Annotated in this window: 17 protein-coding genes; 15 read left to right on the top strand and 2 right to left on the bottom strand. The window is 70.9% G+C overall.

All coding sequences use genetic code 11. From position 1 onward, the window contains the following. Positions 1–29 precede the first annotated feature (29 nt). The gene (locus tag NX794_RS14205; protein WP_258778874.1) at positions 30–311 is read left to right on the top strand and encodes a type II toxin-antitoxin system Phd/YefM family antitoxin; all 282 of its coding nucleotides are present in this window, start codon (positions 30–32) and stop codon (positions 309–311) included. Beyond that, positions 308–562 carry a Txe/YoeB family addiction module toxin gene (locus NX794_RS14200; protein WP_258778873.1) on the top strand — a complete coding sequence of 85 codons (255 nt, stop codon included), beginning with the start codon at positions 308–310 and terminating at the stop codon, positions 560–562. The genes NX794_RS14205 and NX794_RS14200 overlap by 4 nt, the downstream gene beginning before the upstream one ends. Positions 563–1,206: 644 nt before the next feature. Here the strand turns inward: NX794_RS14200 and NX794_RS14195 are convergent. Next, entirely contained in the window at positions 1,207–2,418 is a 1,212-nt protein-coding gene (locus NX794_RS14195) for a serpin family protein (RefSeq protein ID WP_428985903.1), read from the bottom strand. A 320-nt stretch (positions 2,419–2,738) separates the two neighbouring features. Here NX794_RS14195 and NX794_RS14190 point away from each other — a divergent pair, with 320 nt between their 5' ends. The 5 genes from NX794_RS14190 to NX794_RS14170 all read left to right on the top strand — a co-directional run bounded on the left by NX794_RS14190 (position 2,739) and on the right by NX794_RS14170 (position 8,263). Beyond that, entirely contained in the window at positions 2,739–3,491 is a 753-nt protein-coding gene (locus NX794_RS14190; protein ID WP_258778871.1) for a GntR family transcriptional regulator, read from the top strand. A gap of 516 nt (positions 3,492–4,007) precedes the next feature. Continuing rightward, positions 4,008–4,199 (top strand): SPOR domain-containing protein, encoded by a 192-nt coding sequence (locus NX794_RS14185; protein WP_258778870.1) that lies wholly within the window; start codon positions 4,008–4,010, stop codon positions 4,197–4,199. 52 nt (positions 4,200–4,251) lie between these two features. Next, positions 4,252–4,662, top strand: coding sequence for a (deoxy)nucleoside triphosphate pyrophosphohydrolase (locus tag NX794_RS14180; RefSeq protein WP_258778869.1), 411 nt, complete (start codon positions 4,252–4,254; stop codon positions 4,660–4,662). A 144-nt stretch (positions 4,663–4,806) separates the two neighbouring features. Beyond that, positions 4,807–5,235, top strand: a complete 429-nt coding sequence (locus NX794_RS14175; RefSeq protein ID WP_258778868.1) for an ATP-binding protein — start codon at positions 4,807–4,809, stop codon at positions 5,233–5,235. Between the two features lie 325 nt (positions 5,236–5,560). Next, positions 5,561–8,263 (top strand): SpoIIE family protein phosphatase, encoded by a 2,703-nt coding sequence (locus tag NX794_RS14170; RefSeq protein WP_258778867.1) that lies wholly within the window; start codon positions 5,561–5,563, stop codon positions 8,261–8,263. A 44-nt stretch (positions 8,264–8,307) separates the two neighbouring features. Here the strand turns inward: NX794_RS14170 and NX794_RS14165 are convergent, their stop codons facing one another. Continuing rightward, the gene (locus NX794_RS14165) at positions 8,308–9,747 is read right to left on the bottom strand and encodes a hypothetical protein (protein ID WP_258778866.1); all 1,440 of its coding nucleotides are present in this window, start codon (positions 9,745–9,747) and stop codon (positions 8,308–8,310) included. An 84-nt stretch (positions 9,748–9,831) separates the two neighbouring features. Between NX794_RS14165 and NX794_RS14160 the strand changes: the two genes are divergently transcribed. From NX794_RS14160 to NX794_RS14125, 8 genes are all read left to right on the top strand, one after another. Then, positions 9,832–10,974 carry a glycoside hydrolase family 18 protein gene (locus NX794_RS14160; protein ID WP_258778865.1) on the top strand — a complete coding sequence of 381 codons (1,143 nt, stop codon included), beginning with the start codon at positions 9,832–9,834 and terminating at the stop codon, positions 10,972–10,974. 425 nt (positions 10,975–11,399) lie between these two features. Continuing rightward, the gene (locus NX794_RS14155) at positions 11,400–13,550 is read left to right on the top strand and encodes an ABC transporter family substrate-binding protein (protein ID WP_258778864.1); all 2,151 of its coding nucleotides are present in this window, start codon (positions 11,400–11,402) and stop codon (positions 13,548–13,550) included. A 162-nt stretch (positions 13,551–13,712) separates the two neighbouring features. Continuing rightward, positions 13,713–15,629 (top strand): translational GTPase TypA, encoded by a 1,917-nt coding sequence (gene typA, locus NX794_RS14150; RefSeq protein WP_258778863.1) that lies wholly within the window; start codon positions 13,713–13,715, stop codon positions 15,627–15,629. A 567-nt stretch (positions 15,630–16,196) separates the two neighbouring features. Then, positions 16,197–17,231, top strand: a complete 1,035-nt coding sequence (locus NX794_RS14145) for an ABC transporter permease (RefSeq protein WP_258778862.1) — start codon at positions 16,197–16,199, stop codon at positions 17,229–17,231. Positions 17,232–17,357: 126 nt separating this feature from the next. Continuing rightward, entirely contained in the window at positions 17,358–19,166 is a 1,809-nt protein-coding gene (locus NX794_RS14140; RefSeq protein ID WP_258778861.1) for an ABC transporter substrate-binding protein, read from the top strand. Between the two features lie 89 nt (positions 19,167–19,255). Beyond that, positions 19,256–20,236: an ABC transporter permease gene (locus NX794_RS14135; RefSeq protein ID WP_258778860.1), complete on the top strand. Its 981-nt coding sequence runs from the start codon at positions 19,256–19,258 to the stop codon at positions 20,234–20,236. A gap of 10 nt (positions 20,237–20,246) precedes the next feature. Next, positions 20,247–21,311: an ABC transporter ATP-binding protein gene (locus NX794_RS14130; protein ID WP_258778859.1), complete on the top strand. Its 1,065-nt coding sequence runs from the start codon at positions 20,247–20,249 to the stop codon at positions 21,309–21,311. 19 nt (positions 21,312–21,330) lie between these two features. Next, a partial coding sequence (locus NX794_RS14125; RefSeq protein WP_258778858.1) for an ATP-binding cassette domain-containing protein occupies positions 21,331–21,696 on the top strand: 366 nt, incomplete at its 3' end.

Raw genomic sequence — 21,696 nt, 5'->3', positions numbered from 1 at the left:
GAGTACCACTTGATGGGAGGGTTGAGGTCATGTCCATCACTGCGAGTGAAGCGCGCAAGGAACTGTTTCCGTTGATCAAAAAGGTCAACGAGAATCATGAGGCCATCGAGATCGTCTCCAAGCACGGTAACGCGGTACTTGTCTCGGCCGAGGACTACATGGCGCTGCGCGAGGGCTCCTACCTGCTGCGCTCGCCGGCGAACGCCCGGCGGTTGCTCAAGGCGTACGAGAACGCCCTGTCGCACATCAACGTGTCGGAGCGTGAGCTGATCGATCCCGAGTCGCCGGACGCAGGTGCGGGTACCGCGTGAGGCTCGTCTTCGAGGATCAGGGCTGGGAGGACTACACGTCCTGGCTCAAGAACGACCGCAAGACGCTCGCCCGGATCAACAAGCTCATCGAAGATGTCAGGCGTGACCCCTTCGTGGGCATAGGCAAGCCGGAGCCGCTGAAGTATCACCTGCCGGGGGCCTGGTCGCGACGGATCGACGAGGAGCACCGCCTCGTCTATCTGGTGACGGACGATGAGATCGTCATCCTCGCTGCCCGGTACCACTACTGATCGGTGAGTGTCCGGTGCGCTGGGACGATGACCTACGTTAAACCTCGGTTTTCGCACGTGGGATCTCTGTTTTCGGCGTTCAGCTCCGCCGTAGCTGAGTTCCGGTTCAACCCGCGTCGTCCACCTCTTTCAGGGCGGCCATCACACCCAGGTCGTCGGCAGGCGGGGGTGCGGGCGCGGTTGGATGTGCTGGATCGCGACGGGCTCCCTGTGGTGTGTGCCCCGACCGAGTAGAGGTCCTGTCAGCGGCGCGGAAAGCCCGAGGCTCTGCGGCTGCGTACCCCGCTCCGCGGTTTCCCACTCCACCACGCGTCTGAGGGGATTCGCCGCGGGCGCGGGGCCCGTCGAGGGCGGTGACCTGGCGGGCGCCGTCCCGTGCCAGGTCGGACAGGTCGCGAAGGGACTGGGGCGGCGCAAAGGGAGAGAGGTCTTCGGCTATGTGGCCGGTCCGCAGGGGGACTTCGAGGATCGTCGTGGCGCCGCCGTATCGTATGGGCGCGCACCCGGTGGACAGGGCTATGTGCTCCGGCCCGGCCACGTCATGTGGGCCGTACCCCTACTCGCCGGCGCGACCGCCGCTCCGTCCCGGCCCCGTGAGTGCGCCCGCGCCCGTCAGATGCCCGGTACCGTCCCCGGGAACCCCGTCACCGGCCCGGTGCCGGATCCGTCACCCAGCCCGCCAGCAGGATCAGCCGGGATTCGCGGTCGACGGCGAGGAAGCCGAAGGGGCGGTCGAAGAGGGATCGGACGACGGTGGTCTCGTAGCGGTACGGCGGGGGCGCGCCGCCCGGCGCTGCCATGGCGGCCGTCGCCGTCGCCGCCCGGAAGCCCCGCGCGCCGAACTGGGCCAGTGCCGACTGGCGGGCCGCGCTCAGGGCGAGCGGGGCCTCGCTGACGCCCGGGAAGTGGCCGTAGCGCGGGTCCGTCGCCGCCGTGAGCCCGAACAGGCCCGCCAGGGACGGCAGATCGTGGTCGGCGCGTACCTCGAACGCCACCGTCCGCACGTCCAGCGTCAGCGGTTCCGGTTCCGCGGCCGGCTGCCGTTCCACGAACAGGCCCGGTCCGACATGGCCGAGGGGCAGCGAGCCGCCGCCGGTCAGCGGCAGCGCGCGCTGGACGACCCCGACCCCGGCCGTGAGGACCTGGCCCGGAGTCATGCGCTCCTCGCCGAGCACCAGGTGGACGTCCACGCCGTTGTCGCCGGGGACCGTCAGCGCGGTGACGAAGCCGTCCGGGGTGCCGGTCACGCCCACCCGGTCCGGCCGCACGCTGCGCCGGTGCAGTCCGCGCAGGGTACGGCCCTGCCACGGGCCGGCGTCCGGTCGTAGCGGCACCTCGGCGAACGGCTGCCGCCAGGTCGTGCCCAGCGCGAGGGCGGCGGCCAGCACCAGCCGCGCGTCCCGGGTCAGCGACACCGGCATCCGCTCGACCAGACCGCCGGTGCGTTCGTACGCCCAGGCGTCCAGGCGTTCCTGCGCGGTGACGAGGTCGTCCCCGAACGCCCCCTGCGTGCCGGCCGGCAGCCCCGCCCGCCACTCCTCACGCAGCGGCAGTCCCTGGTGCGTCCACAGGCCGAGCGCCGCGTCCAGGCTGTTCACCGAGCGCAGTGCCGCCAGCAACTCTTGTGCCGCGCCCGCCGCCTGGTCGGCCGGTACGCCCAGCGCGCCCGCCAGCTCCGCCCGCGCCGGGCCCGCCGCGCCGTCGGCCAAGAAGGCCAGCAGGGGCCAGACCCCGGCCGCCGAGAAGACCGTGCCGCCCTGCCCCTGTGTGGCCGCCGCCCATCGCGCGGTGAGCGCGTTCACCGCCTGGACGATCCTGCCGTCCGTGCTGGTCCCCGTCGGGTTCCCCACCCTCAACTCCCCCTTGTGCACGCCATGCCCCGGGGGCCTGGCGGTCGTACGTCGGTCCGGGGGCCCGGCCACACCGGTCCGTGCCGTGCCGCCGCCCCCGGAGAGCACCGTACCGGTGCCGGCCCCCCGCCCCCTGGCCCCCACCGGCCACGCCCGTCAGGTGTGAGCGGGCCTCGGCGCGAGCACCTCTATAGGCAGAAAGCCCCTGCGTAAAGCCCTTCCGGCCGTGCTGTCATCACATCGAGTGATTCTCTGGCCTTTGCTTGCACGGTACAACCCACGGTTGCCACGCTGTTGCTGTCTGTACAACCTGATGGGAGCGGCCAGTGACATTCGGTGAGCAGCCGGCGTACCTGCGCGTCGCGGGTGATCTGCGCAAGAAGATCGTCGACGGTTCGCTGGCGCCCCATACCCGCCTCCCTTCCCAGGCGCGCATCCGCGAGGAGTACGGCGTCTCGGACACCGTCGCGCTGGAGGCCCGCAAGGTGCTGATGGCCGAGGGCCTGGTCGAGGGCCGCTCGGGCTCGGGGACCTATGTGCGCGAGCGCCCGGTGCCCCGGCGGGTGGCCCGCTCCGGATACCGGCCGTCCGGCGGCGCGACCCCCTTCCGGCAGGAGCAGGCCGACGCCGGCGCGCGCGGCACCTGGGAGTCCAGCAGCGAGCAGGCCCCGGCCGGGGCCGCCATCGCGGAGCGGCTCGCGATCCAGACCGGCGACCGCGTCATGCGCACGCGGTACCTGTTCCGGGAGGCCGGTGAGCCGATGATGCTCTCCACCTCCTGGGAGCCCCTCGCCGTCACCGGCCGCACCCCGGTGATGCTGCCCGAGGAGGGTCCGCTCGGCGGGATGGGCGTGGTCGAGCGGATGCGGGCCATCGACGTCATCGTGGACAACGTCACCGAGGAGGTCGGCGCCCGGCCGGGCCTTGCCGAGGAACTGCACGTGCTCGGTGGCGTCCCCGGTCATGTCGTCCTGGTCATCCAGCGCACCTACTTCGCCTCCGGCCGCCCGGTGGAGACCGCCGACGTGGTGATCCCGGCGGACCGGTACCGGGTCGCGTATCACCTGGCGGTGAAGTGACGGCCCGTCAACCACATGTCAGATGACGCCCCGGCACCTGGATTCCCGGTGACGTCCCGTCATCTGAAATCCCGGTGGCGACCCGTCATCTGGATTATCAGTGGCGGCCCATCGCCTGGGTTCCCGGTGGCGGCCCATCGCCCGGGTTCCTGGTCGCGTTCCGCGCGCCCCCGAAGTGAGGTAGCGCACACCCTTCGCGGGCAGCGCCCCCGGCGCGGGTGGTGATCCGGCCCGCCGGGGCGCCGCGATCCGGCCGTTCTCCCTGGTGGCGCCCGTGTGCTCCGCAGCGCGCTGACCCCCGCCGGTGCCTCCGGGGGCGGCGCATTCGCCCTTGTGCGCCCCCGGCGTTCTGGCTGGTTGCGTACCTCTTTGTGAAAAGGCGTATTCGCTGCGTAAAGGTTGGGCGTACGCTCGGGCATATGCGGATTGCGGTTTCCTTGGGGCATTGTGGGGGAGCGGCCGGGCGTGAGGGAGGGCGGTGCGGTGCGAGAAGCGGTGCCTGGGGCGGTGGGAGCCATGAGTGAGGGGACGGTCTCCCTGCCCTGGATCGTGATACGGCAGGACGACAACGGCAATCGCTACCGGGTCGGCCGGTACGCGACCCGGGCCGAGGCTCAGAAGATCGCCGACAGCCTCGACGGCCGGGGACACAAACAGCTCTACTGGGTCGAGCGCCTCGGGCAGAACGGGGACGGAGTCCGCAACTGACCGGCCGCGGGCTCCCGTGTGACCCGTCGCGGGCTCCCGTAGGCTCCGCCCCATGACGTCCAGGTCCGAACGCCTCGTGGTGGTGGGTGCCGCCCTGCTCGACTCCGGCCGGCTGCTCGCCGCGCGCCGCAGCGCACCCGCCGGCCTGGCCGGACGCTGGGAGCTGCCCGGCGGCAAGGTCGAGCCCGGTGAGCGGCCCGAGGACGCCCTGACGCGCGAGCTGCGTGAGGAACTGGGTGTCGACGCCGAGCCGGTCGAGCGCGTACCCGGACAGTGGCCGCTGCGCGAGCCGTACGTCCTGTGGGTGTGGACCGCCCGCCTGCTGCCCGGCTCCCGGGCCCCCGCACCGCTCCAGGACCACGACGAACTGCGCTGGCTGGCCCCGGCCGCGCTCTGGGACGTGCCCTGGCTCGACCAGGACGTGCCGGCGGTGCGCGAGGTCGAGCGACTCGCCCCTTTCTGACCCCGTGTGCGCGGAGTCGTCCGGCGCTCGGGTGCGGCCCCTCGTGCGCCTCCTACGCCGTTCGTGCCACAGTGCGCCCATCTGCACGGTAGCGGCTACCCGGAATCGGGTATGTGCCCATTAACCCCATGAAAACGGACATGGGTGGGCTCGCTGGCCTGGGAAGTGATCGGCGTGATCGACACCGATGGCGACTGCGCCGAGTGGTCGTTTCCCGCGGAACCGGGCGCCGTGCGCACCGCCCGTGCCGCGGTGCGGGGCCAGTTGCACGGCTGGGACCTCGACTGCGTCGCCGATCTGACCGCGTTGCTGGTCAGCGAACTGGTCACCAACTCCCTGCGGCACGCCACCGGGCCCATCGGGGTACGGCTGGTGCGGCCGGCCGGGCTCGACGGGGCGCTGCGGGTGGAGGTCTCCGACCCGCTCCCGGACCCGCCCCGCGAACGCGTCGCCCGGCCCGAGGACGAGAGCGGGCGCGGAATCCAACTGGTCGCCGGCTCCGCGCGCCGCTGGGGCACCCGGCCCGGTACCGACGGGAAGACGGTCTGGTTCGAACTGACGGTGCCCCGGTGAACAGCGGAGGCCGGCGGGGATGCCGCCAGTGAAGTCGCCGGGGGTGTCATAGGGGACGACACCGGGGGTGTCACAGGGGGTGTACAGGCGCGGGTGCGTCGTCCACCGTGCGCCCCGGTCCCGCGAACAGGGTCACGAAGGGTGGTTCGCGGGTGTGTTCCCTGGTTAGAAGAGTGGGAGTGTGGTCGCGGAACGGTCCGAAAAAGACCTGGACCGAGCTGTGATCGTGAACACCGTGTCGTGCGGCGCCGTAGTGCTGGATACTGCGGGCAGCCGCCTTTCGGTGACCGGTACCGGACGCGGTGAGCTGGAGGGGACGGTTCGCGTGAGCGAGATACCAGCGAAGGCGACGGAGTCCGAGGACCCGTCGGACGGCGCGAGGCGGCAGGCCGCGGCGGGCTCCGCGGGGGACGCCGACGAAGGCTCCGCGATGCCCGGCGGCGCCGGCGAGAACTCCGCGACGTCCGGCGGCGCAGGCGAGAACTCCGCGATGCCCGGCGACGTCACCGAGGGCTCCGCGATGCCCGGTGACGCCATGTGGCAGAGCAGCCCGCCCGGTTCGATCTACGACTACATCAAGGTCGCGTCCTTCTCCATCGGCCCCGGCGGCCTGGTCGACCAGTGGAGCCTGCGCGCCGAGCAGCTCCTCGGCATCAGCGCCGAACGCGCCGTCGGCACGGACCCCATCGAAGCCTTCATCGACCCCGACCTGCGCGACCGCGGCCAGCGCAAGATGGCCGAGATCCTCGACGGACGCGAGTGGACCGGGGTGGTCCCCTTCCGGCTGCCGGACCGGCCGGACGGCACGCGCGGCGCGGACGGACTGGCCGAGGTCTACGTGATGCCCACCCGCACCGCCGAGGGCGAGAAGGCGGCCGTGTGCGTCGTCGTGGACGTCCGCACGCTGCGCAGCATCGAGACCGATCTCGCCGCGTCCCAGGCCATTTTCGGCCAGTCACCCTTCGGATTCCTCTTCATCGACGCCGACTTGCGGGTGCGCCGGGCCAACGAGCGGTTCTCCTCCACCTTCGGCGGCGGCCCGGACGAGCACCGCGGCAAGGGAGTTCACGACTACCTGCCGCGCGGCGAGGCCGAGCGGGTCTCGGCCACCCTGCGGCGGGTGCTGGAGACCGGCGAGTCCATCACCGACATGCACGTCACCGGGTTCGTCCCCGGCTCCGAGGAGCGCCGGCACTGGTCCGTCAACCTCTACCGGGTGCACAGCGGCAGTGGCCGGCCCATCGGCATCGCCTGGCTCGGCACCGACATCACCTCCCGGCGCGCCGCCGCCCGGGAGGCCGCCGCCGCCCGGCGCAACCTCGCCCTGCTCAACGAGGCCGGCGCCCGGATAGGCAACTCCCTCGACCTGGAGACCACGGCCCGCGAACTCCTCGACGTGGTCGTCCCCGGGTTCTGCGACCTCGCCACCGTCGACCTCTACCAGGGACTGCTGACCGGCGACGAGACCCCGCCCGGACTCGCCGACGGCAGCGCCGAGCTGCGCCGGGTCGCCTTCGCCAGCGCCGTCGCCGACGTGCCCCTCAGCGGTGCGGGTGACGACGTCGCGGTGGGCGCCGTCCACCACTTCGCGTTCGGCTCGCCGTGCGCCGCCGCGCTGCGCACCGCGCGGCCCCGGGTCGTGCCGGGCGAGGACGGCGGGCTCGTGCAGTCCACGCTGGCCGTGCCGATGGTCGCGCACGACACGGTCGTCGGGCTGGCCCGGTTCGCGCGGACCAAGGGCAGTGAGCCGTTCGGCGAGCGGGACCGGGACCTCGCGGTCGAGCTGGCCGCGCGGGCCGCGGTCTGCATCGACAACGCGCGGCTGTACCGGCGCGAGCACGAGCGGGCGCTGATACTTCAGCGGTCCCTGCTGCCGCCCGGCGACCCGGAGGCGTCCGGACTGGACATCGCCTGCCGCTACCTGCCCGGCAACGCGGCGACCGAGGTCGGCGGCGACTGGTTCGACGTCATCGAACTGCCCGGCCACCGTACGGCGTTGGTGGTCGGCGACGTGATGGGGCGCGGTCTGCGGGCGGCCGTCGCGATGGGCGAACTGCGCACGGCGGTACGGACGCTGGCGCTGCTCGACCTCGAACCGGCCGAGGTGCTCTCCGCGCTGGACGAGATCGCGCGCGGCCTCGGCACACCGGGCGGCGTCCAGCAGGCCACACGTACGGCACGGCAGCCGCGGGACGCCGACCTGTCCGAGGTGTACCTCGCGACGTGCGTGTACGCCGTCTACGACTCCGTCACCCGGCGCTGTACGTTCGCCAACGCGGGCCATCTGCCACCGGTGCTGGTGGAGCCCGGGGAGCCGGCGCTGATGCTGGACGTGCCGCCCGGCATGCCGCTCGGGGTGGGCGGCGAGCCCTTCGAGGAGGTGGAGGTCGAGCTGCCCGAGGGGGCGCTGCTCGCGCTCTACACGGACGGCCTGGTCGAGTCCCGTGACCATCCCCTCGACGAGGGGCTCCAGGCGTTCGTCGGCGCCCTCACCGACCCCTCCCAGCCCCTGGAGGACGTCTGCGACCACGTGCTGAGCACCCTCGACACCCATCACGGCGAGGACGACATCGCGCTGCTGATGGCACGGGTGCAGGGGCTGCCGGCCGAGTCCGTCGGCGACTGGACGCTGCCGCGCGAGCCGCGGAGTGTGGGGCGGGCCCGGGAGTACGCGCGCGGGCAACTGCTCAGCTGGGGACTTGAGCCGCTGGTCGACACCACGGAACTGCTGGTGAGCGAGCTGGTGACGAACGCCCTGCGGTACGGCGAGGGGGAGATACGGCTACGGCTGCTGCTGGACCGGACGCTGGTCTGCGAGGTGTGGGACTCCGGGTTGGTCCAGCCCCGTCGGCGCCGGGCCCGGGACACGGACGAGGGCGGCCGGGGGCTGCAGCTGGTCGGGCTGCTCAGCGCGGCGTGGGGATCGCGGCGGACGCCTCGCGGCAAGACGGTGTGGTTCGAGCTGCCGTTGCCCGGCGGCGACCAGGGCCTGACCGACCCGGCAGAGGCGCTGCTGAGCCTGTTCTGACATTTTTTCCCACCCGCCCGGCTCGGCCCGTGCCGAGGACTCGGTCAGGGTGGTGCGAACCGGTGTCTGGCGCGGGTTGCCGGGCCGCCGTAGGCAGGTGGGTCGGTCGGTGTGAGGAGGCCGGCCAGGACGGCGGTCGGTGTGGCCGTCGACTCGGCCGACCGTACGTCGCGTTCCGCCAGTTCCCGTGACTCGCGGGCACGCGTGTCGGCCGGCTCCGGGGCGTCGGCGGCGAGGGAGCCGGCCGCGTCGGCCAGCCGGGAGCGCGCTTCCACGCCCACCGCGCCCCGGTGCACCGCGACGAAGGACTCCGCGCCGGCGAGGGACGCCTCGGCCACCAGCCGCGCGGCGGTGTCCAGTACGCCCGACCGGGCCGCGTCCAGCCGTCCCATGGCCCGGGTGATCCGGCGCAGGGCGTCCAGCGGGTCGTAGGAACCCCCGGTCAGCTCGGTGCGGACGGCGGCCAGCACGGTGTCCGCGTGAGCGAGCCGGGCGGTCAGGCCCACCGGTGTCCTCGCGGCCCGGATCGCCGCGAGTCTGGCTTCCGCGTCGGTCAGGGCCGGCGGTATCAGGCGCCTCGCCCGGTCCAGCCGGGACAGCAGCTCCTCCGCCGCCGTCACCAGCACGTCCGCCTGGGCGACGGCACCCTCCGCCACCCGGAGGTGGGCCGCCGCCGTCTCCGGGTCGGTGGCCTGGCGCGCCCCGTTGAGGTGGGTGGTGGCCAGGACCAGGCGGTCGGTGACGCCCTCCTCGCCGCGAGCGGCCGGTGCGGCCGTCAGGGCGCGGAAGCGGGCCTCGGCCGTCTGCACGGCTCCGTCCAGGTCTGACTCCAGGGACCGCAGCCGGTCCAGGCCCGGTGCCGCCGCGTCCAGCAGGCGGCCCGCCTCCGCGCAGCGGCCGACCACCCCGACCAGCGTCTGCCGCCGGGCCGTCGCCTCCTGCGCCACCCCTTCCTCGTACCGCAGCCAGATCGCGAACGCCGCCGCCAGCTCCGTCTCCGCCGCCCGCAGCGCGTCCGCGTACGGCTCGGTCTCCTCGTCCCCGAACCGCTCGCGTACGAAGGAGAGTTCCTCCCGGCTGGTCCGTACGCAGTCGTCGGCCAGGACCAGCGCGGCCCGCGCCTGGCGTTCGGAGTCGGCCGGCGACGGGACGGGCGGCTGCGCGGAGATCCTGCCCGGAGTCGTACGGGTGCGGGCCCGCCGGGTGCGGCGCAGATAGCCGTAGCCGGCCAGCACCACCGCCGCACCGCCCGCCACCAGGGGGAGCACGAGGTCGGTCGTGGACGTCTCGTCCTGCTCCGGCGCGGCGGCACTCGCCACCGGTACGGCCCCGGGTGCGGGAACCGGATCACCGGCCGCGACCGTCATCACCGGCGACATCAGCCACCCGGCGCCCGCCACGGCACCCAGCACGGCGTGCGCCACCCGCACCGGTATCTGCGCCTTGGCGTGCCGGGGCCGGCCGCGGATCGGGGAGGACGTCACCTTTCGGAGCGTATGGGGCGGTAGGCGGCACCGCGAGCGGGACGGACGCGGGTGGGGGAGCGAGCGGACACGAGGACGGACGGGATGGACGACGACATACGGCCCACCGGCGAACGCCGGCGATCCGCGCCCCCCGATGCGGACGCCCCGCCCCCACCCGCACCCGAGGCGCCCACCTCGCCCCCACCCACCGCCGAAGCCCCCGCCCCCCCCCCGCCCGGCCGCCCCCCCCGCCGCCTCCTCCGCTGGTCCGCCGCCCTACTGGCCCTCCTCCTGCTCCCCCTCCTCACCGCCGAAGCCGCCCTGCGTGTCAACTACAGCGGTGATCCGGCCGCCGGCACCCGTACCCGGCACCGGGACGCTCTCTGGCTGGGGCATGCCTGGGTGGACGGGCGGAAGAGGGACCAGGACGTCGAGGTGCTCGCGCGGAGGTTGCGGGGGACCGGGGTCCGGGATCTGTACGTGCACTCCGGGCCGCTGGAGCACGACGGGAGCCTGCCCGACTCGGCCTACCACGAGGCGCGTTGGCTGATCGCGGCCGTGCACCGGGAGCTGCCCGGCGTCCGGGTGCAGGCCTGGCTCGGGGACGAGCTGGCCACCGAGAGCCCGGACGGGATGCGGCTGGAGCGGTCCGCGACCCGTGCCGCGATCCTCGGCTCGGCCCGCCGGATCCTGGACGCCGGCTTCGAGGGCGTCCACTTCGACCTGGAGCCCCTGCACTCCGGCGACCGCGACTACCTCGCCCTGCTGGACCGGCTGCGCGCCCTGACCCGGCAGCGGCACGCCCTGCTCTCCGTCGCCGCCCACCAGATCGACCCGCTGCCCGCCTTCCACTCCTTCTGGGGTGCCACCACCGGCCACCCCAAGTGGTGGTCGCAGGCCTTCTTCGGGCAGGTGGCCCGCCGTGTCGACCAGATCGCGGTGATGTCGTACGACACCATGCAGCCGCTGGAGAGCCTGTACGGCGGCTATGTCGCCCAGCAGACCAGCCTCGCGCTGGAGGTCACACCGGACTCCACCGACCTGCTCATGGGCCTGCCCTTCTACCACGAGAACCGCTTCGGGCACCGGGCGCACGCCGAGACCGTCCCGGCCGCCGTGCGCGGGGTCCGGCTGGGCCTGTCCCGCACCGACGCCGGCCGCGCCCGCTTCGGGGTCGCCCTGTACGTCGACTTCGCGGCCACCGAGGCGGACTGGCGCGCCTACCGGCGGGACTGGGTGGACTGACCGGCGCGGATCGGCGCGGATGGGCGCTGAGCTGAGGGGGCGCCGCGGTCGCGGGCGCCCAGGCCCTCGTCGTCCGAGTCCGTCCGCAGGGTGATGTCGCAGGGCGTGTCCGAGAGGGTGACGAGGCCGGGCCGGCGGGCGGTGGAGGTCGTCCAGGCACCGCTGGACCGAGGTGATGTCGTCGTGCCCGGTCACGGCGTGCCCCACACGCACACGGCTCCGGCACGACCGGGCGGCCTGCCCCGGGTGTTGCGCCGCACGGGTGGGCTTGGCGCCCCGTCCCGCCGTGTCTCCCGGCCTCGCCGGAACCTTTCCTCTTCAGTGGCCGCATAGATCTGATCAGCTCCATATACCGCCATAAGTGATCAGCTCCACATACCGACACAAGTGAGCACAGAGCCCGCGGCCTTCCGGAGGTAGCAGAGATGTCCTACGACGGCGTCGGTCCGCGCGCGGTCACGCGCTCGGTCGCCTTCCTCACCGCGGGCGCGCTCGCGGTGCCGCTGCTCACCGGCTGCGGCTCCGACGAGGAGCCCAGCAAGCCCCTCGCGGGCCAGGACATCGCCCTCGTCGCCCGCGACAAGGTCGCCGACGGCGGCACCCTGAAGTGGGCCGTGGACGCCGTGCCGGAGACGCTGAACACCTTCCAGGCCGACGCCGACGCCGGCACCACCCGGGTCGCCCAGGCCGTGCTGCCGTCGATGTTCCGGCTCGACGCCGACGGCCGCCCGGTGGCCAACCCCGCCTACCTGGAGTCGGCCAAGGTCATCGAGACCGAACCGCGCCAGGTGGTCCAGTACAAGCTGAACCAGCAGGCCGTCTGGAGCGACGGCCGGGAGATCGGCGCCGCCGACTTCGTCGCCCAGTGGCGCGCCCTGTCCGGCAAGGACAGCGCCTACTGGACCGCCCGCAACGCCGGGTACGACCGCATCGCCAAGATCGAGCGCGGCGCCAACGACCTCCAGGTCCAGGTCACCTTCTCGCGCCCCTACGCCGACTGGAAGTCGCTGTTCTCCCCGCTGTACCCGAAGGACGTCATGGGCACCCCGGACGCCTTCAACGACGGCGCCCGGCGCAAGCTGAACGTCAGCGCCGGGCCCTTCCGGGTCGGCAAGGTCGACACCGCGAAGAAGGACGTGGTCCTCACCCGCAACCCGCGCTGGTGGGGCGAGCCGGCCAAGCTGAACGAGATCGTGCTGCACGCCGTCTCCCGCGACAAGCGGGCCGGCGCGCTCGCCGACGGCAGCGTGGACCTCGCCGAGATCGACGCCGCCGAGGCCCAGCGGATCGGCCTGGCCGTCAGCGGCAAGAGCGGTTCCCCCTTCCAGGGCAGCGGCAAGACCTCCGTGAAGAAGCTGCGCTCCTGGGCGCTCGCGCACGGCTTCCCCTCCGGGAAGGTGAAGGCCGGGCGCGAGAAGCTCGCCAAGGCCGTCACGACGTACCTGAAGGAGCAGCAGGAGCTGAAGGACTTCGACGTCCGCCGCTCGCTGGAGCCCGCCTACACCCAGCTCGCCCTCAACGGCGCCTCCGGCCCGCTCACCGACGAGCGGGTCCGCCGGGCCGTCGCCCGCGCGCTGGACCGCGACGAACTGGCCCGGCTGGTCCTCACCCCGCTCGGGCTGCCCGCCGTACCGGTCGGCAGCCACCTCGCCCTGTCCGGGCAGCCCGCCTACGCCGACGGCAGCGGTGCCGTCGGCGGCCAGGACACCAAGGAGGCCCAGGCGCTGCTCGCCGACGCCGGCTGGGTGCCCGGCGGCCCGGTCAAGGAGCCGAAGAAGGGGGAGAAGGCGGCCGGACCGGAGAGCGGCGACAGCGGGAAGAAGGACGAGGAGAAGTCCGAGGGCGGCACGGACGGCGAGTACATCGTCGGCGAGGACGGCAAGGGCAAGCAGCACGAGGGCGGCGAGGAGGGCGAGCGGCACCTCGCGCAGGAGGGCAAGCACGGCGGCGCGCCCGGTGCCTACGCCCCCAAGGGCACGGCCGCGCCGGCCGCCGCCCCCGCCGCGCCGCTCGCCAAGGACGGCAAGCCGCTCGCGCTGCGCTTCGTGCTGCCCTCCGGGCCCGGCTCCGAGACGCTGAACACGGTCGCCGAGCGGATCGGCGCGATGCTGGAGCGGGTCGGCATCCGGTCGACGATCACCAAGGTGTCGGACGAGAGCTACTTCAAGGACCACATCGCCTCCGGGGACTACGACCTCGCCCTCTACTCCTGGCCGGCCTCCGCCTTCCCGGCCACCGACGCCCGCCCCATCTACGCCAAGCCGGTGCCCTCGGCCGACGGGTCCGTCAACGTCGAACAGAACTACACGCGGGTCGGTACCGACCAGGTCGACCAGCTCTTCGACCAGGCGGCGGCCACCCTGGACGAGGGCGAGGCGCGCTCGCTGATCCGCAAGGCCGACGCGCGGATCTGGGCGGCGGCAGGCTCGATCCCGCTCTACCAGCGGCCCCAGCTGGTGGGCGTGAGGAAGAACCTGGTCAACGCCGGGGCGTTCGGTTTCCAGACACCGGTCTACGAGGACATGGGCTACCTGAAGAAGGGGGCGAAGGTCGCCCCGAGCCCCTCGCACAGCTGAGCCGGGAGCGCCCCGCGCGAGGGGCCGCGTGGCCCTGCGGAGGCCTCCCCCCTCGGGGCCACGTAACATGGGGTGAGGCCGTGGCATGTCAAGCCCGGCAGGGCCCGCGTCACACGGACGTACCTAGAGGGCCTTCCTCACACTCCGGGAGTACGTCGCAATATGACTGTGTCCGCGACACGTCACGACATTCGCAATGTCGCCATCGTCGCCCACGTCGACCACGGCAAGACGACCATCGTCGACGGCATGCTGAAGCAGGCCGGTGCGTTCGCCGCCCACCAGCTCGACCAGGTCGACGACCGGGTCATGGACTCGAACGACCTGGAGCGTGAGAAGGGCATCACGATCCTCGCCAAGAACACGGCGGTCAAGTACCACCCGAAGGACGGCGGGGACCCGATCACGATCAACATCATCGACACCCCCGGCCACGCCGACTTCGGCGGCGAGGTCGAGCGCGGTCTGTCGATGGTGGACGGTGTCGTGCTGCTGGTGGACGCCTCCGAGGGTCCGCTGCCGCAGACCCGGTTCGTGCTCCGCAAGGCCCTCCAGCAGCGGCTGCCCGTGATCCTGTGCATCAACAAGACGGACCGTCCGGACTCCCGGATCGACGAGGTCGTCAACGAGACGTACGACCTCTTCCTCGACCTGGACGCGGACGAGGAGCAGATCGAGTTCCCGATCGTCTACGCCTGCGGCCGTGACGGCATCGCCTCGCTGACCAAGCCGGACGACGGCACGGTCCCGGCCGACAGCGACAGCCTGGAGCCGTTCTTCTCCACCATCCTGGCGCACATCCCGGCCCCGACCTACGACGAGGAGGCCCCGCTCCAGGCGCACGTCACCAACCTGGACGCGGACAACTTCCTCGGCCGTATCGCGCTGCTCCGCGTCGAGCAGGGCGAGCTGCGCAAGGGTCAGACCGTCGCCTGGATCAAGCGCGACGGCACGATCGCGAACGTGCGCATCTCCGAGCTGATGATGACCGAGGCGCTCACCCGCAAGCCCGCCGAGAAGGCCGGCCCCGGTGACATCTGCGCGGTCGCCGGTATCCCGGAGATCATGATCGGCGAGACGCTGGCGGACCCGGAGAACCCGGTCGCGCTGCCGCTGATCACCGTCGACGAGCCCGCGATCTCCATGGTCATCGGCACCAACACCTCGCCGCTGGTCGGCCGGGGCGGCACCGGCAAGGGCGCCGACGCGAAGGCGGCCGTCAAGGACCGCAAGGTCACCGCCCGCCAGGTCAAGGACCGCCTCGACCGCGAGCTGATCGGCAACGTCTCGCTGCGCGTGCTCGACACCGAGCGCCCGGACGCCTGGGAGGTGCAGGGCCGCGGTGAGCTGGCGCTGGCCATCCTGGTCGAGCAGATGCGCCGCGAGGGCTTCGAGCTGACCATCGGCAAGCCGCAGGTGGTCACCAAGGAGGTCGACGGCAAGGTCCACGAGCCCGTCGAGCGCATGACGATCGACGTGCCCGAGGAGCACATGGGCGCCGTCACGCAGCTCATGGGTGTCCGCAAGGGCCGGATGGACAACATGTCCAACCACGGCTCCGGCTGGGTCCGCATGGAGTTCGTCGTGCCGTCGCGCGGTCTGATCGGCTTCCGTACCGAGTTCCTCACCCAGACCCGCGGCACCGGTATCGGCCACTCGATCCACGAGGGCCACGAGCCCTGGTTCGGCGCGCTGCAGACCCGTAACAACGGCTCGCTGGTCGCCGACCGCTCCGGCGCCGTCACCGCGTTCGCCATGACCAACCTCCAGGAGCGCGGCGTCCTCTTCGTGGACCCGGGCACCGAGGTGTACGAGGGCATGATCGTCGGCGAGAACTCCCGTTCCGACGACATGGACGTCAACATCACCAAGGAAAAGAAGCTCACCAACATGCGGTCGTCCTCGGCCGACTCCTTCGAGGCGATCGTCCCGCCGCGCAAGCTGTCGCTTGAGCAGTCGCTGGAATTCTGCCGCGACGACGAGTGCGTCGAGGTGACCCCGGAGGCCGTCCGCATCCGCAAGGTCAACCTCGACCAGCGCGAACGCGCCCGCGCCGCGAGCCGCGCCAAGCACGGCTGACCGAGGGGCATTTGAGCCCGGGTCCCCCCCGTTGGGGGGACCCGGGCTTTTTTCAACCCGTTTTCCGGTGACGGATGATCGAACACCCGGGGTTCGGTGTCCGAAATGCGGAGATCCTGGACCGATAGCCATGTAACACGTCCGTTTCGTGGCCTTCTCCCCTCGAACAGTTTGTCCAGTTTTTGGAAGTTCTCCGGCGCAGCCGTGACTGAATTGAGATTTAAAGACGGTGGTCGCCACCTGGCTCATGGCAGATAGTTAGCCGCGTAGCGCTCGGGTCAATGGGTCTCGTGCTGTGGGGACAGCGCGCCGACTCACGAGCACCAGGGGGTGTCTGACCCTCCGTCAGGGGTGTCGGAGGGTAGACGGTAACCCCCTCCTGTTGGTGAACACGTGAAGTCATGAGGAGGAACCCCCCATGCGCGGTGTCACAAGCACCAGGTGGGTCAGTTCGTCGCTTCCAGCGGTGTGATTCGGCTGTAGAACTACGCGCGTCCGACTGCGGTTCCGCGCGGCCCCGGCATGCCCGGGCACCTCTCACACCCATACCTGTGAAACGGACGAACCGTGACAAGTCCTATCGACATTGAGGGCGGCGGGACGTCGGTCGTCGTCGACGGCGAACCGCAGCCGGAGACGAAGAGCGACACCGTCAAGCTCGAAGGCCGGTCACCCGGCCAGCTGATGTGGACGCGATTCAAGCGAGACCGCACCGGCGTGATCTCGGCCTACGTCGTGGGCTTCTTCTTCCTGGTCGGCCTGCTGGCCCCGCTGATCTCCAAGCTCTACGGCAAGAACCCGTACACGGTGTACGCGGACGAGCGCCCGGAGCTGTTCGACAGCGCGGGCGTGCCGGTGCAGCCCAACGGCGGTATCAGCGGCGAGTTCTGGTTCGGCCTGGAACCCGGCAACGGCTACGACGTCTTCACCAAGCTGATCTACGGCATCCGCACCTCGCTGATGATCTCGGTCGCCGTCACCCTCGCCGTGGTCGTCACCGGCATTCTGCTCGGCGTCACCGCCGGCTATGTCGGCGGCAAGACCGACTACTTCCTCGGCCGGTTCATCGACTTCCTGCTCGCCTTCCCCGCGCAGCTGTTCTTCATCGCGAGCATGCCGGTCGTGGTCTCGCTGTTCGTCAGCCCCCGTGACGAGACCCCCACCTACGTCCGGGTGGTGGCGCTGATCCTCGTCCAGTGGTTCCTGGGCTGGATGGGCCTCGGGCGCCTGCTGCGCGGCACCGCACTCGCCCTGCGGGAACGGGAGTTCATCGAGGCGGCCAAGGTCAGCGGGGCCTCGCCGTGGCGGATCATCCGCAAGGAGATCCTGCCGAACATCGTCACCCCGCTGCTCGTGCAGTCGACGTACCTGCTCCCGGGCTTCGTGACCGCCGAGGCCGGCCTGTCCTACCTGGGCGTCGGCATCGTCGAACCGACGCCGGACTGGGGGCAGATGTTCTCCAAGGCGTCCACCGAACTGGTGATGCAGAACGACATCACCTACATGTTCTTCCCCGGCATCTCGATGATCATCTTCGTCGTCGCGTTCAACCTGCTCGGGGACTCGGTCAGAGACGCATTCGATCCCAAGACCGCGCGCTGACCTCAGCACCGCAATCACACGGGACGTCAGTTCCGTTCTCTCCGACTGCGCTTACCGCAGTTTTCTTTTCGCACTGGTGACACACACAGCGCACTGGTGACACACAGATGGGTGGGAATCTTCGTGATGAGTAGGGGCGGACGCCATGTCTACGGCGCACTCTCCGTGCTCGCGGCCGGAGCGCTTGTGCTCACCGGTTGCAGCAAGGGCGGCAGCGACGGCAGCGGCGACGACAAGAAGCAGCAGGAGAACGCCAAGCGGCAGCAGGCGTCCATCAGGTTCGGCGACGCCGCCGACTCCACCGGCCCGGCCGCGGACGTGCCCGGCGCCAAGTCCGGCGGCACGATGGAGGTGCTCCAGCGCGACAGCTACGCCCACCTCGACCCGGCCCAGATCTACGTCTCGGACGAGGGCTCCCTCGCCTCCCTCATCCACCGCGGCCTGACGGGTTACAAGGCCACCAGCGGCGACGGCAGCAAGCACGAGGTGGTCGGCGACCTCGCCACCGACGCGGGCACCACCACCGACGGCGGCAAGACCTGGAAGTACACCCTCAAGGACGGCATCAAGTTCGCCAACGGCTCGCCGATCACGTCCAAGGACGTCAGGCACACCGTCGAGCGCCTGTTCGCGCCCTTCATCAACCAGGGCCCGACCTACCTCCAGCAGTGGCTGGCCGACACCCCGGGCACGGCCTACCGCAAGCTCCTCAAGGACGGCCCGTACAACGGCAAGCACCTGCCCGGCTCCCTGCTGGAGACGCCGGACGACAAGACGATCGTCTTCCACTTCAAGACCCCGCACCCCGACCTGCCCTACGCGCTGGCCATGGCGGGCTACGCGGTGGTCTCGGAGAAGGGCGACACCAAGGAGAAGTACGACAAGGCGCCGGTCACGACCGGCCCCTACAAGGTCCAGTCGTTCAAGTCCGGCAAGTCGATGGTGCTGGTCAAGAACACCAACTGGGACCCGAAGACGGACCCGATCCGCCACCAGTACGTGGACAAGTTCAACATCACGTTCAACCAGCAGTTCGAGACCTCCACCAAGGCCCTGCTCGCCGACAGCGGCGCGGACCAGACCGGCGTCAGCTTCAACAACCAGGTGGACGCGGGCAACCTGTCCCAGGTGCTGCGCGACGCGAAGCTCAAGTCCCGCACTGTCTCCGGCTACCAGCCGTACGTGGGCCAGATGAACATCAACATGAGCCACCCGGCCATGAAGGACAAGACGGTCCGCGAGGCCATCGCCTACGCCCTGCCGATCACCCCCTTCGTGCGTGCCTACGGCGGCAACGACGCCATGGAGGTCGCGGGCGGGCTGATCTCCCCGACCGTCTCCGGCTACGACTCCGCCTTCGACCCGTTCGGCAAGAAGAAGAAGCCGGCCGGTGACCCGGAGAAGGCCAAGGAACTGCTGAAGAAGGCCGGCAAGCTCAACATGAAGCTGACCTTCGGCTACATCAACACCCCTGAGGGCCAGCAGTACTCCACCGCCATGGCGGCGGGCCTGAAGAAGGCCGGCTTCAACGTCCAGCGCCAGGAGATCCCGGCCGAGACCTTCTACGACCAGGTCTCCAAGCTGAACAACACCTACGACATCTTCCACACCGCGTGGGGCGCCGACTGGCCGTCCGCCTCGACCGTGATCCCGCCGCTGTACGACGGCCGCGTGATCGCCGACGGCGCGCAGAACTACTCGCAGGTCAACGACCCGAAGGTCAACAGCGAGATCGACCGGATCAACAAGATCACCGACCCGGTCAAGTCGGCGGCCGAGTGGGAGAAGCTCGACCAGTACATCGTCAAGGACGTCGTCAACGTCGTCCCGACCGCCTACTACAAGCAGACCCAGATCGCCGGGTCCAAGGTCGGCGGGCTCGTCTACGACGACGTGATCGGCGGCATCGACCCGCGTCGTCTCTACATCAAGTAACCGTCCACCGCCGGTACCCGGCGCGCCCTCACCCCACGGGTGCGCCGGGTACCGCCCGGACCGCCGACGTCTGAGAGCTGCCACCTGTCATGCTGCGCTTCCTCGTCCGCCGGATCATCGGTGCCGTCGTCATCCTGTTCCTGCTGAGCATCGTCACGTTCCTGCTGTTCTTCGGGGTGCCCCGGGACCCGGCACTGCTGATGTGCGGCAAGACCTGCAACCCGGACAGCATCGCGAACATCCATCACGTGCTCGGCCTGGACAAGTCCATCCCCGAGCAGTACGGCATCTTCCTGCACAACCTCGTCATGGGCAGCGACCAGTTCGCCCAGGGCCCGTGCCCCGCCCCCTGCTTCGGCTACTCGTACCACACCAACGAGCAGGTCTGGGGCACGCTGATGGACCGGCTGCCCACCACCGTCTCGCTCACCCTCGGCGCGGCCGTGTGCTTCCTGATCGTCGGGCTCGGCACCGGGCTGCTCGCCGCCTGGCGGCGCGGCACGCTGATCGACAAGGCGGCGACCGGCGGCGCCATGATCGTCAGCGCGTTGCAGATCTACTTCCTCGGCCCGCTCGCGCTGGCCATCCTCGTCTACCAGACCCACTGGTTCGACAAGCCGTCGTACACCGACTTCACCAAGGACCCCGCCACCTGGTTCGCGGGACTGATCATCCCGTGGGTGGTCCTCTCCACGATCTTCGCGGCGCAGTACACCCGTATGTCGCGGTCCTCGATGATCGAACAGCTCCAGGAGGAGCACGTCCGCACCGCCCGCGCCAAGGGCATGTCCCGGCGGTACGTCTTCTTCCGCTACGCCTGGCGCGGTTCGCTGATCCCGATCGTCACCATCTTCGGCATCGACCTCGGCTCGCTGCTCGGCGGCGCCATCATCACCGAGTACACCTTCTCGCTGCCGGGCCTGGGCCAGCTCGCCGTGCAGTCCGTCTTCTTCAGCGACCTTCCGCTGCTGCTCGGCGTGATGCTCTTCTCCGCCACCATGATCCTGCTGTTCAACATCATCGTCGACGCCGCCTACGCCTTCATCGACCCGCGCGTGCGGCTCGCCTAGGAGCACTGTCGTGACCACTCTCACCAAGGAAGCCGGCGCTCCGAACCCGGCCGGCACCGGGCCCCTGCTCTCGGTACGGGACCTGCACGTCAGCTTCAAGACCGAGGACGGCGTCGTCCAGGCCGTGGACGGGCTCTCCTTCGACCTGGAGCGCGGCAGGACGCTGGGCATCGTGGGCGAGTCCGGGTCCGGCAAGTCGGTGACCAACCTGACCATCCTCGGCCTGCACAACCCGATGTTCAGCACGGTCGAGGGCGAGATCCTGCTGGACGGCCAGGAGCTGATCACGGCCCGTGAGTCCGAGATGGAGAAGCTGCGCGGCAACAAGGTCGCCATGATCTTCCAGGACCCGCTCACCGCGCTCTCCCCGTACTACACCGTGGGCCGGCAGATCGCCGAGCCGTACATGAAGCACACCGGCGCCGCCAAGAAGGTGGCCTGGGCGCGCGCCGTGGACATGCTCGGCAAGGTCGGCATCCCCAACCCCCGGGAGCGCGCGGGGGACTACCCGCACCAGTTCTCCGGCGGTATGCGCCAGCGGGCGATGATCGCCATGGCCCTGGTCTGCGACCCCGACCTGCTGATCGCCGACGAACCGACGACGGCCCTCGACGTGACGGTCCAGGCCCAGATCCTCGACCTGCTCAAGGACCTCCAGCAGGAGTTCGGCTCCGGCATCGTCTTCATCACCCACGACCTCGGCGTGATCGCCGACATGGCCGACGACATCATGGTGATGTACGCGGGCGGCGCGGTGGAGCGCGGCACGACGGACCAGGTGCTGCGCGCGCCCCAGCACCCCTACACCTGGGGTCTGCTCAACTCGATGCCGCGCCTCGACTCCGACCCGCACGCCCAGCTGTCCCCGATCCCCGGATCCCCGCCCTCGCTGCTCAACCCGCCGTCCGGCTGCCGCTTCCACCCGCGCTGCACCTTCCAGGACCGGGTGGCGGGCGCCGGTCGCTGTGTGAACGAGCGCCCGCTGCTGGGCCCGGACCGGGCGTCGGCCTGCCATCTCACCGCCGACCAGAAGCGGACCATCTTCGTCGAGGAGATCAAGCCCCGACTGGGCTAGGTCATAGGAGGACACCGTCATGAAAGAGGACCTGGTCCTCCCGGCCCCCCGCGAGAAGAGCGCCGGCGCGGACGGGGAGCCGCTGCTGCGGGTCTCGGGGCTGACCAAGCACTTCCCGGTCAAGGGCGGCTTCCCGATCCGCCGTACCGTGGGCGCCGTACAGGCCGTGGACGGCCTGGACCTGACCGTGCACGCGGGCGAGAGCTTCGGTCTGGTCGGCGAGTCGGGCTGCGGCAAGTCGACCACCGGCCGGCTGATCACCCGGCTGATGGAGCCGACCAGCGGCACGATCACCTACCAGGGCCGGGACATCAGCCACGCCTCGCGCAAAGAGCTGGCGCCGATCCGCTCCGAGATCCAGATGATCTTCCAGGACCCGTACTCG

The sequence above is a fragment of the Streptomyces pyxinicus genome (assembly GCF_024753135.1).
Taxonomy (GTDB): domain Bacteria; phylum Actinomycetota; class Actinomycetes; order Streptomycetales; family Streptomycetaceae; genus Streptomyces; species Streptomyces pyxinicus.
The sequence above is the reverse complement of the archived record's forward strand: the minus strand, read 5'-3'. Positions and strand labels throughout refer to the sequence as shown.

Coding starts and splice junctions, on each gene's coding strand:
- NX794_RS14155 (WP_258778864.1), top strand. CDS start 11,400: ATGTCCTACGACGGCGTCGGTCCGCGCGCGGTCACGCGCTCGGTCGCC.
- typA (WP_258778863.1), top strand. CDS start 13,713: ATGACTGTGTCCGCGACACGTCACGACATTCGCAATGTCGCCATCGTC.
- NX794_RS14185 (WP_258778870.1), top strand. CDS start 4,008: ATGAGTGAGGGGACGGTCTCCCTGCCCTGGATCGTGATACGGCAGGAC.
- NX794_RS14205 (WP_258778874.1), top strand. CDS start 30: ATGTCCATCACTGCGAGTGAAGCGCGCAAGGAACTGTTTCCGTTGATC.
- NX794_RS14140 (WP_258778861.1), top strand. CDS start 17,358: ATGAGTAGGGGCGGACGCCATGTCTACGGCGCACTCTCCGTGCTCGCG.
- NX794_RS14135 (WP_258778860.1), top strand. CDS start 19,256: ATGCTGCGCTTCCTCGTCCGCCGGATCATCGGTGCCGTCGTCATCCTG.
- NX794_RS14160 (WP_258778865.1), top strand. CDS start 9,832: ATGGACGACGACATACGGCCCACCGGCGAACGCCGGCGATCCGCGCCC.
- NX794_RS14180 (WP_258778869.1), top strand. CDS start 4,252: ATGACGTCCAGGTCCGAACGCCTCGTGGTGGTGGGTGCCGCCCTGCTC.